This window comes from Dialister sp. (assembly GCF_036343215.1).
In the GTDB taxonomy this organism is placed as follows: Bacteria; Bacillota; Negativicutes; order Veillonellales; family Dialisteraceae; genus Dialister.
On sequence record NZ_JAZASU010000004.1, the window covers coordinates 49275 to 63907 of the forward strand.

A 14633-nucleotide genomic window follows, 5' to 3' on the forward strand; every position below is an offset into this window, starting at 1 on the left:
CCTTTCCGGTCAGTCATCAGAGCCATCATAATGGCTCATTTCATCATTTAAATCTTCTTCGGCAAAGCCGGCTTCCTCATCCGTGGGAGCATTGACTTCTGCTTCCAGGGTATCATTGAAGGAAGCTACATCGTCAGTGCCTTCTTCTTCTCCACCGTTCATGGATGTTTCCATGGCAGAACGGGAAGCATTCACGGCAGAAGTACCTTCCATGTCCTTAATCATTTCGTCCATGGCTCTCTTCTTCTCGGCTTCTGCTTGTTCTACTTCATCCCAGGCTTTGTCTCTGGCTGCTTTTTCTTCGTCCGTCAGGTCATGGTTTTCGGCACGGCGCCAGCCATTTCCTCCGCCGTAGCCCTGTTCCAGGTCACTTTCATCCAGTTCGCGGAGCACCACTTCGTCTCCGTTTTCATTGAGGATACGGACATCGAGGCCGATGGACTGAAGTTCCTTCATCAGTACTTTGAAGGATTCCGGAACGCCCGGGCTCGGGATATTTTCGCCTTTGACGATCTTTTCGTAAGCCTTGACACGGCCGATGACATCATCGGATTTCACGGTCAGGATTTCCTGCAGGGTGTAGGCAGCGCCGTAAGCTTCCAGCGCCCAGACTTCCATTTCGCCGAAACGCTGGCCACCAAACTGTGCCTTGCCGCCCAGAGGCTGCTGGGTAACGAGGGAGTATGGACCGGTGGAACGGGCATGAATCTTATCATCAACGAGGTGATGGAGTTTCAGCATGTATTTCCAGCCGATGGTGACCTGATTGTCCAGTTTTTCACCGGTACGGCCATCATAGAGGTCGGTCTTCGCATTGGCAGGAAGATTTGCCGCCTTCAGCATGGCAGCCAGATCTTCATCGCGGCAGCCGTCGAATACCGGGGTTGCGATATGGATACCGGATTCGGTAGGCTGGGGCATGCCGTATTTGTCAAAATCATAGCCGCAGTCGATGAGACGCTGCTTCATTTCTTCATATTTGACCGGATCCTTCAGTGCTTCGCGGATTTCTTCGCCCAGCATGTGGCAGGCCCAGGAAAGATGGATTTCCAGAATCTGACCGATATTCATTCGGGATGGTACGCCCAGAGGATTCAGTACCAGATCTACCGGACGGCCGTCCGGGGTAAATGGCATATCTTCTACGGGAAGGATTCTGGAGCATACGCACTTGTTTCCGTGACGACCGGCCATCTTGTCGCCTTCACGGATTTTTCTCTTCTGTGCGATGGAGACGCGGACCAGACGTTTTACGCCCGGAGGCAGTTCATCAGTGCCGCTGTTGAACTGTCTGACATCCACGACTTTACCGAATTCACCATGGGGTACGCGGAGGGATGTATCGCGGACTTCTCTTTCCTTGTCGCCGAAGATGGCACGGAGAAGCCGTTCTTCCGGAGTCAGTTCGGTTTCGCCCTTCGGGGTAACCTTGCCGACCAGGATATCCCCCGGTCTTACATCGGCGCCGATCATGATGATGCCGTCTTCGTTCAGATATTTCTTGGCTTCATCGGAAACGGAAGGAAGTTCACGGGTGATTTCTTCCATGCCGAGCTTGGTATCGCGGGCATCGCAGTCATATTGTTCAATATGGATAGAGGTATACAGGTCATCTTTGCAGAGGCGTTCGGAAATCAGAACGGCGTCTTCGTGGTTATACCCTTCCCAGGATACAAAGGCAACGAGCACATTATGGCCCAGAGCCAGTTCACCCTGATCGGTACCCATGCCGTCGGCCAGGGTATCCCCCGCTTCTACACGGTCGCCATTGAATACAATGGGGCGCTGGTTGATACAGGTGGACGAGTTGGAGCGCTGGAATTTGATGATGTTATAGGTATCCAGTTCACCGTTATCTGCGCGGACGAGAATCTGGCTGCCATTGACATGTTCTACGACCCCGCCTCTCTTTGCAAGAATGCAGACACCGGAGTCCTGGCCGGCAACCCATTCCATACCGGTCCCGACGAGCGGAGCTTCCGGACGGAGAAGAGGTACAGCCTGGCGCTGCATGTTTGCACCCATGAGGGCACGGTTCGTATCATCATGTTCGAGGAATGGAATCAGGGATGTACCGATGGAAACGACCTGTTTCGGGGATACGTCCATGAGATCTACTTCCTCAGGTTCTGCTTCCAATACATCGGCACCGCGGCGGCTTGCCACGTTCTTATGAATGAAATGGCCGTCTGCATCCAGCGGTTCAGATGCCTGGGCAATGATTTTATCTTCTTCAATATCAGCGGTTACATATCTGCATTCGTCGCTAACTGCGTGGGTCTCTTTGTTTATCAGACGGTATGGGGTCTCGATGAGGCCGTATTTATTGACGATACCGTAGTTGGACAGGGAGGAAATCAGGCCAATGTTCGGACCTTCAGGAGTTTCTACCGGGCACATACGGCCATAATGGGAATAATGAACGTCGCGGACTTCGAACCCTGCGCGTTCACGGGAAAGGCCACCGGGGCCGAGGGCGGACAGACGGCGTTTATGAGTCAGTTCTGCCAGCGGGTTTGTCTGGTCCATGAACTGGGACAGCTGGGAGGAACCGAAGAATTCCTTGATAGCTGCCGTTACCGGGCGGATATTGATAAGGGCCTGGGGAGTCATCTTGTCCTGATCGGAAGTGGTCATTCTTTCACGAACTACACGTTCCATACGGGTCAGGCCGATGCGGAACTGATTCTGGAGAAGTTCACCAACGCAGCGTACACGGCGGTTTCCGAGATGATCGATATCATCGCTCTTGCCATAGCCCTGCATCATGTTCAGCAGGTAATCGATGCAGGCAATAATATCGCACCGTTCGAGGACTCTGTAATTATCTTCCCGGTTGCCGGAAGAGCAGATGACTTTGACCGGGGTGCCGTCTTCCTTCTGGGTCATCACTTCTACCTGATCGAAGGAGGAGAATACCCCGCTTTCTTCAATCTTCCGGATGGCTTCCTCATCGATGATGCTGTTGCCTTCAATGACGATTTCACCGGTTTCCTGATTGACGATGGGGCCTTCTGTCCTGTGGCCGCGGAGACGGTTCTTCCAGGCCAGTTTTTTGTTCAGCTTGTAACGGCCTACTTTTGCCAGATCATACCGGCGCGGGTCATAGAAGAAATTATTGAGGAGGGTGGTACCACTTTCTTCGGTAGCCGGTTCACCCGGGCGGAGTTTGTGGTAGATTTCAATGAGAGCGGACTTTCTGTCCGTAGTGTTATCCTTCTTCAGGGTTTCCTCGATATGGATATCATGATCGAAAAGGTCAAGGATTTCTTCATTGGAAGAATACCCCAGGGCACGGATGAGGACGGTCACCGGCATTTTGCGGTTGCGGTCGATACGGACGGAAACAATGCCGGAAGGATCCGATTCCAGTTCGATCCAGGCGCCGCGGTTCGGGATCAGCTGGGCGCTGTAAATTTCCTTGTCGAAGGCATCCTTTTCCTTCTTGTAGTACACACCCGGGGAACGGACCAGCTGGGAGACGATGACACGTTCAGCACCATTGATGATGAATGTGCCGGTATCCGTCATAATCGGGAAGTCGCCCATGAATTCATCATGTTCCTTCAGTTCGCCGGTTTCCTTGTTTTCCAGACGTACCTGTACATAGAGCTTTGCTGAATAGTTGACGTCTTTTACTTTGCACTTTTCAATGTCGAAATTCGGTTCACTGAAATGATATTCGCCAAAATGAAGTGCCCATTTGTGTGCACTGTCTTCAATAGGGGAAATATCTGCCAATACGTCTTTCAGCCCTTCCTTGCAGAACCATTCGTAGGATTTCGTCTGCAGATCAAGCAAATGCGGCATTTTCAGAACTTCCTGTGATCTGGCAAAAGTGTACCTGTATTTCTGGCCAACTTTCACGGGTCTGAACATCTTGCTGTTAGGCATTCCTCGCCTCACCCTTTCATAAAAAACCGACCGTCCGAAAGAGGCTCCCCTCTTTCTTTCAGTCCCTTTACTTTGTATAAATAAATAAAAGAAGGAACGTTGCGAAAATCAATTTTACTACAGATAAAAGATGATTGCAAATGTTTCTTCTTTTTTGCCATTAAAGAAATATTGAATATCAGAATCACAATATTTTCTTTTATAAAATATTTTATTTCCGCTATAGAAATATTCTTGCGTTAAAAATTTCTCTTGATTTTTACGGCCTTTTTGTTCCACGGTATTGTAGCACGGTTTGTTTCAAATTGCAATACTCCGGAATGCGTACGAAAACCGGGCAGAGACTTCACCGCCATCCCATACGGTCACGTCCCCTTCCGCAGCGGGATGGAAACAATCGGTTTATAAAGGAGCGGGACAATCATCAGGCTGCCGGCTCCATAAGATGCAAAAAGGACATCCCCCAAATGAGGATGTCCTTTTTATTTCATGGGAACGGATTATTCAATCACCATGAGCAGATCGCCGGATTCGATTCTCTGGCCCGCTTTAACGTGAATTTCAGAAACGATGCCATCAATCGGAGCAGTGATGGTGGTTTCCATCTTCATGGCTTCGGTAACGATGACGGGCTGTCCTTTCTTCACGGATGCGCCTTTTTCTGCCAGGAGTTTAACCACGGAGCCGGAGAGGGTTGCGCCTACTTCGCCCGGGATATCTTTGTCTGCCTTTCTGGAAGTCACGGCAGATTCAGCCACATGCTTATCGTGGACTTTCAGTTCACGGGGCATACCGTTCAATTCGAACTGGATTTCCCTGTTGCCTTCGCCGTCCGGTTTGGTGATGTTGTCCAGTTTCACAAGAAGCATCTTGCCCGGTTCCACATTGACCCGGATTTCTTCGCCCGGTTTCATGCCGAAGAAGTAAGTCGGGGTATCGAGGATGGAGAGATCGCCGTATTTATGATACCGGTCGATATAGTCACTGAACACCTTCGGATAGATGCAGTAGGAGGAAACGTCTTCTTCCCTGGTGGGTAGATGTTTTTCCTTCATTTCCATCTTCACCTGTTCGAAATCCACATTGGCCGGTTTGCTTTCCAGATTCGGCTTCCTGCCGCGCAGGATGATTTCCTGCAGCTTTTCCGGGAATCCGCCATAAGGAACACCCAGTTTGCCGTCAAAGAATTCCACTACGGACTTCGGGAAGTCCAGGGTTTCACCCTTTTCATAGATATCTTTTTCGGTGAGGTGATTCTGGACCATGAAGAGGGTCATATCACCGACGACTTTGGAAGACGGGGTAACTTTGATCACATCGCCAAACATCATATTGACCTTTGCATAGACACGGCATACTTCCGGCCACTGATCGCCAAGGCCTACGGCAGTTGCCTGCTGGCGAAGATTGGAATACTGTCCGCCGGGCATTTCATGCTGGTACAGGGTGGTATTCGGGGAAGCCATTTTGGAATCTACGCCCGCATAGTACGGACGGACGCCCTGCCAGTAACGGTCGATGGTTTCGAGGGCTTCGATATCCAGTTTCGGCTGGCGCGGATTGTTCTGGAGCGCATAGTACATGGCAGTCATGGATGGCTGGCTGGTACCGTTGGAGAAGGCAGAAGTTGCCACATCCACAATATCCACACCTGCTTCAGCTGCTTTTGCATACGTATAAAGTGTGCAGCCGCCGCCTTCATGGCTGTGCAGGTGAATCGGAAGATTCACGGCATCTTTGAGGGCGGAAATCAGGTCATAGGCTGCTTCCGGTTTCAGGAGGCCTGCCATATCTTTGATGGCGATGATATTGGCGCCGGCTTTTTCCATTTCCTTTGCCAGATCGGTGTAGTATTTCAGGGAATATTTCTGGCGTTTCGGATCTTCGATATCGCCGGTATAGCAGAAGCAGGCTTCGGCCAGTTTGCCTTTCTTTCTGACTTCATCGATGGAAACGGTCATATGGGAAAGCTGGTTCAGGCAGTCGAAGATTCTGAATACATCGATTCCATTGTCAGCAGCCTGGTCGATAAAGTGACGGACCACGTTTTCCGGATAGTTAGTATAGCCAACGGTATTGGCACCGCGGGTAAGCATCTGGAAGAGGATATTCGGAGCCGCTTCTCTCATCTGTCGGAGACGATCCCAGGGAGATTCATCAAGGAATCGGTAAGCCACATCGAAAGTAGCACCGCCCCAGTTTTCAAAGGAGAAGAGCTGCGGTACATGAACGGCGGTGTAATGAATGGCGTTCATGATATCATGGGTTCTGACACGGGTAGCCAGGAGGGACTGATGGGCATCACGATAGGTGGTATCCATGAACATGAGCTCTTTCTGGTCCATCACCCACTTGGAGAATTTTTCCGGTCCCATTTCGTCAAGGAGCTGTTTGGTGCCCTTTGGCGCTTCTTCCTTGGACGCATCGAGGATGGGAAGTGGTACAAAATCCGGTTTATCCTGATGACCGGTGCCTGCATAACCATTGACCGTGATGTCGGCAATGTAGGAAAGAAGCCTGGTGCCGCGGTCGGAAATGAGGTCCGGTTCCTGAAGAAGCCAGGGGTTCCGGTCGATGTAATTCACATCGCATTTACCATCCTGGAAGTCCCTTGTGCGGAGCATATTCTGGAGGAAATAAATATTGGTCTTTACGCCGGAAATGCGGAATTCATCGAGACAGCGGAGCATCTTGTGGATGGTGTCTTTCGAATGAAGGGCATGAGCGGTAACCTTGACGAGGAGGGAATCATAGTAGGGAGTAATGACAGCGCCGGTATAAGCCGTACCTGCATCGAGACGGATGCCCGGGCCGCCGCCGGAGCGGTAGGCAATAATCTTGCCGGTATCCGGCATGAAATTGTTCTGCGGATCTTCGGTGGTAATACGGCACTGGATAGCTACACCTTTGTACCAGATTTCATCCTGCTGGCCGATAGCGATTTCCGGTCCGTCCAGAGCATAGCCTTCCGCAATGAGAATCTGGCTCTTCACGATATCCACATCCGTAATCATTTCGGTAACAGTATGTTCTACCTGGACACGGGGATTGACTTCGATGAAATAGAAATCCTTTTCATTCTGATCTACCAGGAATTCGACAGTGCCGGCGTTGACATAATGAACATGCTTCATCAGTTTGACAGCTGCATTACAGATACGCTGGCGGAGTTCGACAGGAAGAGACCAGGCCGGAGCCATTTCTATGACTTTCTGATGGCGGCGCTGAATGGAGCAGTCACGTTCAAAAAGATGAACCACATTGCCATGTTCATCCCCCATAATCTGCACTTCGATGTGCTTCGGATTCATGATGCACTTTTCTACATACAGATCTTCATCGCCAAAGGCCATTTTGGCTTCGGACTTTGCACGGTCATAGGCATCGCGGAGATCTTCCATGCGGTCTACATTTCTGATGCCTCGTCCGCCGCCACCGTTGACTGCTTTAATCATGACCGGGAAGCCGTTCTTTTCGGCAAAAGCTTTGACTTCTTCGAAATTCTTCACTGCCCCGTTGGTGCCGGGAATCATGGGAATGCCGGCTTTGGACGCAGCGATACGGGAATTGACCTTGTCGCCGAACATGATGAGATGTTCCACTTTCGGTCCGATGAAAGTAATGCCCTCTTCTTCGCAGCGCCTGGCAAGTTTTGCATTTTCAGCGAGGAAACCGTAGCCCGGATGAATGGCATCGACATCATGTTCCTTGCAGATGCGGATGATATCTTCGATATCCAGATAAGCATCGACCGGTTTATCCCCTGCCCCTACCAGGTAAGCTTCATCAGCTTTATTGCGGTGAAGGGAAAGAATATCTTCCTTCGAATAAATGGCAACGGTGCGGATGCCCATTTCGTTACAGGCCCGAAAAATGCGGATGGCGATTTCGCCTCTGTTGGCCACAAGGACCTTGCGGATGTGTTTCATAAAATCCTCCCTCAGATTTTCATTCTACCCCTTTCAGGAGTCCCCTGAATGTGGTTATTGTTATAAACTGCGCGGCATGGTGCCGCGGATGATTCCATTTTACTAAGGGTAATTATAAAAATCAATAGCTTTTTTGAATAAGTATGGATTTACCCATCGATTCATAAAACATATGGGTGCATATTTTAAGTTAAAACAATAATAATTCTTTTGAATCGTATTTTTATCTATAAATTTCTATTTCCATGTATTATATACTATTATTTCTTATCGTAAAAATGGAAATATTCGGGATTTCATATATTGAGCAGCTTATCAATCAGATAGTTCTCCCGAAGGATGTATGAAAATTCTAAACCATATCATTCCAGCATATCCGATATATTTCCATATATTAATAGGGAAATTGATATTTTCCCATTTCAGCCATAAAAAAATGCGCCGCGGAGCAGCGCATTTTTTTATTCCGATTATAACTTCTCACCGGCCAGAACCTTGTCACCTTTGGCAATATTTGCACGAATGGTAGCAATGCATTCCTTGAACCGTTTCATTTCATTTTCAGGAAGATTGTATTCCATGACTTCTTCAATGCCGTTGATGCCTACTACGCAGGGGACGCCCACGAATACATCTTTTTCGCCATATTCGCCGTCGAGCTGGGCAGAGCAGGGAAGAATTCTCTTTTCATCATGGAAAATAGTGCGGACCAGAGTAGCAGCTGCGGAAGCAATGCCGTATTCCGTACAGAACTTGCCGGAGTAAGTGACCCAGCCGCCTTTGATGGCTTTCTGCTGAACAAGGTCTTTATCAAACTGGAAACGGGGATCTTCTTCCATTTCTGCCAGGGGCTTGCCATAGAAATTCATCTGAGACCATGCCACCATCTGGGCATTGCCGTGTTCACCCATCATGAAAGCAAAGAATCCACGGCTGTCCAGGCCCGTTGCAAAAGACAGTTCATGGATAAGACGGGAAGAATCGAGAAGAGTACCGGTTCCCATGACACGTCCCTTCGGAAGGCCGGATTTCCTCTGGATCAGGTTGGCAATGACATCACAGGGGTTGGTAATATTGATGAAAATACCATCAAAGCCGCCAGCCATGACTTTCGGAACATAATCCGCCACCTGTTTCACGCTGTTGACCAGTTCATCATCGCGATTGCCCGATGCGCAGAGAGTAATGTCCCCTACCGCATTGACGATGATATCGCAGTCCTTAAGTCCTGCATAGTCAGCGATTTTATAGACGGAATGATTCGGCATGTACATTACTGCATCGTTCAGATCCTGACATTCACTGATCACTTTCTTTTCATTCAGGTCGCAGAGGAGAATTTCATCGGCAATCCCCATCATGCCCAGACAAAATGCCACATGAGCGCCTACATGGCCCAATCCTACTACGCCTACTATTCTTTTCTTAGCCATTTTATATCCTCCTTTGACTAATTCACCCATTTTTAGAGGGTATTGTTATACTTATAACATGGCTTTTATTTCCCTGTCAATCCCCCATGGGGGATATGAACGAAAATACGGGGCTGTATAATCATTACACCATACAGGGAACTGCCGGAAATTGAAAAGTGATCAGTGAAGGGGACCCGCATCTGATGAAATGGCATTCCATTTTTAACCATAGCTATCATCGAAAAGGGTTAAACTTTATATAAAAAAGCCGCCCCGGTGTAAAGATTCCCCAAAGCTGCGGACCGGCCACTATTTCCTGAAAAGTTTTGAAATCATGATTTCTATTTTTGTACACCCTCCAGATCTGCTATCAGGAAAGTAATTTCATACTTTTTCAAAAAATAGTTGAGTCCTTCATGGAAAATACGGTATAATGTATGAAATAAAATCATTTACTTTTATAAAGAAAGGAGTCTTCCCTCATGGGTATGCTCAAAGAATTCAAGGATTTCGCTCTCCGCGGCAACGTGGTAGACATGGCTGTCGGCGTAGTAATCGGCGCTGCTTTTGGTAAAATCGTTTCCTCACTGGTCAGTGACATCATCATGCCGCCGATTGGATTCGTACTGGGCGGGATTGATTTTTCCAACCTCTTCATTCCCCTCTCCAAAATCCCGGTAAGCACCCTGGCAGAAGCCAAAGAAGCAGGCGTTCCCGTCATCGCTTACGGCTCCTTCATCAATAATGTCATTGACTTCCTCATCGTAGCATTTGCCATTTTCCTCTGCATCAAACAGATCAACCACTTCTTCCCGAAAGCGCCGGCTAAAGAACCGAGAAAATGCCCCTACTGCAAAGAAGTCATTGCTGACGATGCCACCCGCTGCCCGCACTGCACTGCAGAACTGAAGTGATTTTTGTCTCACTTTTCTGAATCCCGATCATCTCAATCCGATGAATCGTGACCCCTGGACCGTGATTCGTGATCCGTTAAGGATATGGGGCTGCGCGAACCAATCTGATTGATAACGGCTGCTCACAACAAGAAAAAGACGCCCCTCACCGGACGTCTTTTTTTATGCTCTTTTATCATTTTGGAAATACGATAAAACCCCTGTCCATATAAAGTCCAATCAGAATTCATGCCGCATCAGCGGCACACCTTCACGGACCACGGGCCACGATTCACGGATCACGACCAGCACCATGTCTGCTCCATCATAAGAATGCCAATTGACACAACCCCCACGTCTAAAGCCTCCCTTTCGGGAGGCTTCGTTTGGAGACGTTGGATTGTGTAGAAAGATTGGTAACAATGAGCGGAATCACCACGGCCAATGGTGATTTCCTTTTTGTTTACGACTATAGGATACACCCTCCGTTATATATTGTCAAGCTGTTTATCTGTAAAAAATAACAATTATTTACAATCAAAAAAATAAGTTCCTTTCAGATACGCTTATTTCTCCCGTTGTTTACAGAATGGCCTGCAGCATTCCGGTTTCAAAGTCAGCCGGATTTCTTTATTTCATAAAAAAACCGACCTCCCTGGCCGGTTTTCTTTCAACCATCAGTCTTCAAGGACTTCAAATTCTTCTTTCGGAGCGCCACACATGGGGCAGATGTAATCTTCCGGAAGATCTTCAAATTTGGTGCCCGGTTCGATGCCGTTATCCGGATCCCCTAATGCTTCATCATAAATCCAGCCACAGATTTTACATACGTATTTTTTCATAACACGCCTCCATTTGCCTGCCTGACAGGACTTAATAATGGCAGATTGCCATTGATTTCCTTCATTATATCATATTTGGTCCGTTCTGCCTGTATATATTGGAAGTTTTAGATTCTAACAGTTTATTAATTTTATATCTGAAAATAAATCCCGATATTATCGAATTTTTACTGTATGCGTTTTAGTTATTTCTAATCTTTACCTATATCAATTTGGAAAGAAGCTATACCTCTTCGAAGAAATACGATATAATAAAGATGAAAAAGTCAATAAGGAAAGACCCTGAAGTCCTGGGGAGCAGGCCGCTCTTTCCCGAATTTATTTTAAAGAAGGAGGAGATCCGTATGTTCCGTTTTACATTGCCAAGAGATATTTATGTGGGGTATGGGGCCATTGAAAAGCTTTCCGTCCTGAAAGGGCACAAGAAAGCCTTCATCTGTACCGGCGGCCATTCCATGCGGCGTGGCGGCTTTCTTGAAAAAGTAGAGGATACTCTTCACTCCGTGGGTATTGAAACGAGGATCATGGAGGGTATCGAACCGGATCCGTCCATCGAAAAGGTCAAAGAAGGGGCAGCCCTCATGGATACGTTCAAACCCGATGTGATTGTGGCGATCGGAGGAGGTTCCCCCATTGATGCGGCCAAGGCCATGTGGATTTTCTATGAATATCCGAATATCACGTTTGATGAAATCAAGACGCCTTTTTCCCTCCCGCCCCTTAGAAACAAGGCCATTTTCGTAGCTATTCCTTCTACTTCCGGTACGGCCACGGAAGTAACGGCATTTTCTGTCATTACCGATTATTCTACAGGAATCAAGTATCCCCTGGCCGATTTCAACCTGACGCCGGATCTGGCCATCCTGGATCTTGATATTCCGTTAACGATGCCGCCAAAACTTACGGCCCATACAGGAATGGATGCTCTCACCCATGCCACGGAAGCCTATGTTTCCACGGAAGCCAATGGTTTCACCGATCCCCTGGCCAAACAGGCAGTATCCGATATTTTTGACAATATTCTGGAATCCTATAACGGGGATAAAGAAGCAAGAGGAAAAATGCACATTGCCCAGTGCCTCGCCGGCATGGCTTTCTCCAACGGCCTTCTCGGCATCACTCATTCACTGGCCCATAAAATCGGGGCTGTTTTCCACATTCCCCACGGCTGTGCGAATGCCATCCTCCTGCCCTATGTGATCCAGTTCAATAAAAAAGCGTGCATGTCCAGGTATGCAGATCTCGCAAGAGTCGCAGGACTTCCCGGCCGCACGGACGCCCAGCTGGTGCTCTCCTATGAAGAAGCCATTCGTGAACTGGACAGAAAACTCAATATTCCGCTCAATCTTAAAGAGTACGGCATCGACGAAAAGCTGTACCTGGAACACAAAGATTCCATCGCAGCCAACGCGGAACTCGATGCCTGCACGCCGGAGAACCCGAGAAAAGCCGATGCTGAAGCCCTCGGAAAGATTCTCGAATGCGCTTACTACGGGAAGACCGTTAATTTCTGAGCGTTTATCCGTCAGCAGTTTGCCGTTTGCAGTTTGATATAAAAGGAGCAGTAGAAAGCATTTCCTGCTGCTCCTTTTTATTGAGAAATTCACCGATAGACTATATCTCCATAATAACCCGCGGCCCAACAGGGCCGCCTCTTTCACTTGCCACTTTCTATTTATCACTTGCCACTTTTACGAAATACAAAAGACCGCAAAGCATCTTCTGTTTCGCGGTCAGCATGGTGCGAGCGAAGGGACTCGAACCCTTATGCACAAGGCGCAGGATCCTAAATCCTGTGCGTCTACCAGTTCCGCCACGCTCGCATGTAACATTTATTATAATGGACCCTTTCGGACTGGTCAATAGTTTTATTTTCTCCCTGCCCGACAGCAGAGGAATATTGATTTTCATCAAAATATCTATATGCACCTGGTAAAATTTCTGACCATAGATTTTGATAAAAATTCTCAAAGTCTCTTTCAAAAGATGTACAATATAAATAAATAGAACTTGCTCTACTCACTGGCCAAAACAGTTCCCGCCGAAAGACAGATCTTTTTATTTCATCCTCCTCCAAATTACGGGAACTGTTTTTCCTTGCCATTTTTGCGAAAAGTTCCGGTTTTATTTTTTCTGAAAACTGCAGGGAAAGTGATCCGTTCGCGGTTCTCATCGAAGGCGCGCACCCTTAAGGCATATTTTTTATAATTGATCTTCCTGCCCGGAAATGACAAAATATACATCCTGTCCCCGGGTATTTCCGCCGGGAATTGATCACCTTCAACAAAAAAGACACCCTCACGGAGTGTCTTTTTATTTTCATAAAATCCAAAGAATTATTCTTCGTCTTCATCTTCCGGAAGTTCTGCGTTGTGGTAAACTTCCTGTACATCATCCAGTTCTTCCAGTTCGCCGGTAAGGTGGTTCATGGTCTGAGCAGCGTCGCCTTCCAGTTTGACATAGGTGTCCGGAACCATAGCGACTTCGGATGCTTCTGCTTCGATGCCTTCTTTTTCGAGGGCTTCGGAAACAGTGAGGAAGTCTTCCGGAGTGGTGGTGATTTCGTAGCTGTCTTCATTGGAAGAAACGTCTTCAGCGCCTGCATCAAGAGCTGCCATCATGACGGTATCTTCGTCGGCAGCTTCTTTACTGACAATGATGGAGCCTTTTTTCTTGAACATCCAGGATACGCATCCCGGAGTTCCCACGGAACCACCGTGATGGGTAAATGCATGACGGATGGCTGCAGCTGCTCTGTTTCTGTTATCGGTGTTGCATTCAACAATGACTGCAACGCCTCCCGGGCCGTAACCTTCGTAAGTCACTTCATCAAATCCTGCGCCGGATGCAGCGCCTACGCCCTTGGCGATAGCTCTCTGAATGTTTTCCTTCGGCACGTTGTTCTGTTTAGCCTTGGTGAGAGCCAGTTTCAGACGCATGTTACCGACAGGATCTCCGCCGCCCATACGGGCTGCGATGGTAATTTCTTTGGAAATCTTAGTGGTGATTCTTGCGCGGATGGCATCGGTCTTGCCCTTTTTGCGCTTAATGTTTTCCCACTTGGAATGTCCGGACATATTATTCCTCCTTAGTATTCCACCAGGGTTCGCCAAGCAGGCGATCGAGGATGATGGCCACGGCGCTTCTCACGCAGAGGTGATTGTAAGTGCCGGCGCCATAAATCGGTTCCACGATATAATCAAATTCTTTCATCATTTCCTTGGTCATGCCGAAGCCTGTGCCAAAGAGAATAAAGATCGGGGTATCCTCTTCGTGGATTTTCCTGCGCATTTCTTTGTAGGATACGGTATTTGGGTATACCCTGGCATCGGTGGTGACAATGGCCGGTTTCTTTCCTGTTTCTTTTTCAATCCAGGAAATGGCATCTTCGAGAGATGGGACGAGTTCCGTCTCTTCAAATGCTTCCTTCCGGTTGGCATTGTAATGGACACCGCCGCCTGTTTTCCAGTGTGTCATGATGCGTAGAGCCATTTCACGCTGTGCATCCACAGGATGCACGATGAAATATTTCTTCACGTCATATGTTTTTGCCGTTCTGGCAATGTCATGGAGGTCATAATTGGTAAGCGCCGTAGTGACCACTTCCATGTGTTTGTTATAAATAGGATAGTGGATAAGCCCTATGTATACAGGTGCCAA

General features: G+C 48.1%; 8 protein-coding genes and 1 tRNA gene. 2 read left to right on the forward strand and 7 right to left on the reverse strand.

Annotation, left to right across the window (positions count from 1 at the left end):
* Window positions 1–9: 9 nt before the first annotated feature.
* From rpoB to VZT47_RS02630, 3 genes are all read right to left on the reverse strand, one after another.
* Window positions 10–3879 carry a DNA-directed RNA polymerase subunit beta gene (rpoB, locus tag VZT47_RS02620; protein ID WP_442877412.1) on the reverse strand — a complete coding sequence of 1290 codons (3870 nt, stop codon included), beginning with the start codon at window positions 3877–3879 and terminating at the stop codon, window positions 10–12.
* Between the two features lie 515 nt (window positions 3880–4394).
* The gene (locus tag VZT47_RS02625) at window positions 4395–7823 is read right to left on the reverse strand and encodes a pyruvate carboxylase (protein ID WP_330223430.1); all 3429 of its coding nucleotides are present in this window, start codon (window positions 7821–7823) and stop codon (window positions 4395–4397) included.
* Between the two features lie 470 nt (window positions 7824–8293).
* Entirely contained in the window at window positions 8294–9256 is a 963-nt protein-coding gene (locus tag VZT47_RS02630; RefSeq protein ID WP_330223431.1) for a lactate/malate family dehydrogenase, read from the reverse strand.
* Window positions 9257–9720: 464 nt separating this feature from the next.
* Between VZT47_RS02630 and mscL the strand changes: the two genes are divergently transcribed.
* On the forward strand, window positions 9721–10152 hold the full coding sequence (gene mscL / locus VZT47_RS02635; RefSeq protein ID WP_330223432.1) for a large conductance mechanosensitive channel protein MscL: 432 nt from the start codon (window positions 9721–9723) through the stop codon (window positions 10150–10152).
* A gap of 656 nt (window positions 10153–10808) precedes the next feature.
* Here mscL and rd read toward each other — a convergent pair.
* Window positions 10809–10973: a rubredoxin gene (rd, locus tag VZT47_RS02640; protein WP_330223433.1), complete on the reverse strand. Its 165-nt coding sequence runs from the start codon at window positions 10971–10973 to the stop codon at window positions 10809–10811.
* Between the two features lie 344 nt (window positions 10974–11317).
* On the opposite strand from rd, the gene VZT47_RS02645 reads away from it, so the two are divergent.
* Window positions 11318–12487 carry an iron-containing alcohol dehydrogenase gene (locus tag VZT47_RS02645; RefSeq protein WP_330223434.1) on the forward strand — a complete coding sequence of 390 codons (1170 nt, stop codon included), beginning with the start codon at window positions 11318–11320 and terminating at the stop codon, window positions 12485–12487.
* A 225-nt stretch (window positions 12488–12712) separates the two neighbouring features.
* On the opposite strand, the gene VZT47_RS02650 is transcribed toward VZT47_RS02645, so the two are convergent.
* The 3 genes from VZT47_RS02650 to VZT47_RS02660 all read right to left on the reverse strand — a co-directional run bounded on the left by VZT47_RS02650 (window position 12713) and on the right by VZT47_RS02660 (window position 14633).
* A tRNA-Leu gene (locus VZT47_RS02650) sits at window positions 12713–12796 on the reverse strand.
* Window positions 12797–13309: 513 nt separating this feature from the next.
* Window positions 13310–14050, reverse strand: coding sequence for a YebC/PmpR family DNA-binding transcriptional regulator (locus tag VZT47_RS02655; protein WP_330223435.1), 741 nt, complete (start codon window positions 14048–14050; stop codon window positions 13310–13312).
* A 1-nt stretch (window position 14051) separates the two neighbouring features.
* Window positions 14052–14633, reverse strand: coding sequence for an RNA methyltransferase (locus tag VZT47_RS02660; RefSeq protein WP_330223436.1), 582 nt, complete (start codon window positions 14631–14633; stop codon window positions 14052–14054).

Coding starts and splice junctions, on each gene's coding strand:
- VZT47_RS02630 (WP_330223431.1), bottom strand. CDS start 9,256: ATGGCTAAGAAAAGAATAGTAGGCGTAGTAGGATTGGGCCATGTAGGC.
- VZT47_RS02655 (WP_330223435.1), bottom strand. CDS start 14,050: ATGTCCGGACATTCCAAGTGGGAAAACATTAAGCGCAAAAAGGGCAAG.
- mscL (WP_330223432.1), top strand. CDS start 9,721: ATGGGTATGCTCAAAGAATTCAAGGATTTCGCTCTCCGCGGCAACGTG.
- VZT47_RS02625 (WP_330223430.1), bottom strand. CDS start 7,823: ATGAAACACATCCGCAAGGTCCTTGTGGCCAACAGAGGCGAAATCGCC.
- rpoB (WP_442877412.1), bottom strand. CDS start 3,879: ATGTTCAGACCCGTGAAAGTTGGCCAGAAATACAGGTACACTTTTGCC.
- VZT47_RS02645 (WP_330223434.1), top strand. CDS start 11,318: ATGTTCCGTTTTACATTGCCAAGAGATATTTATGTGGGGTATGGGGCC.
- rd (WP_330223433.1), bottom strand. CDS start 10,973: ATGAAAAAATACGTATGTAAAATCTGTGGCTGGATTTATGATGAAGCA.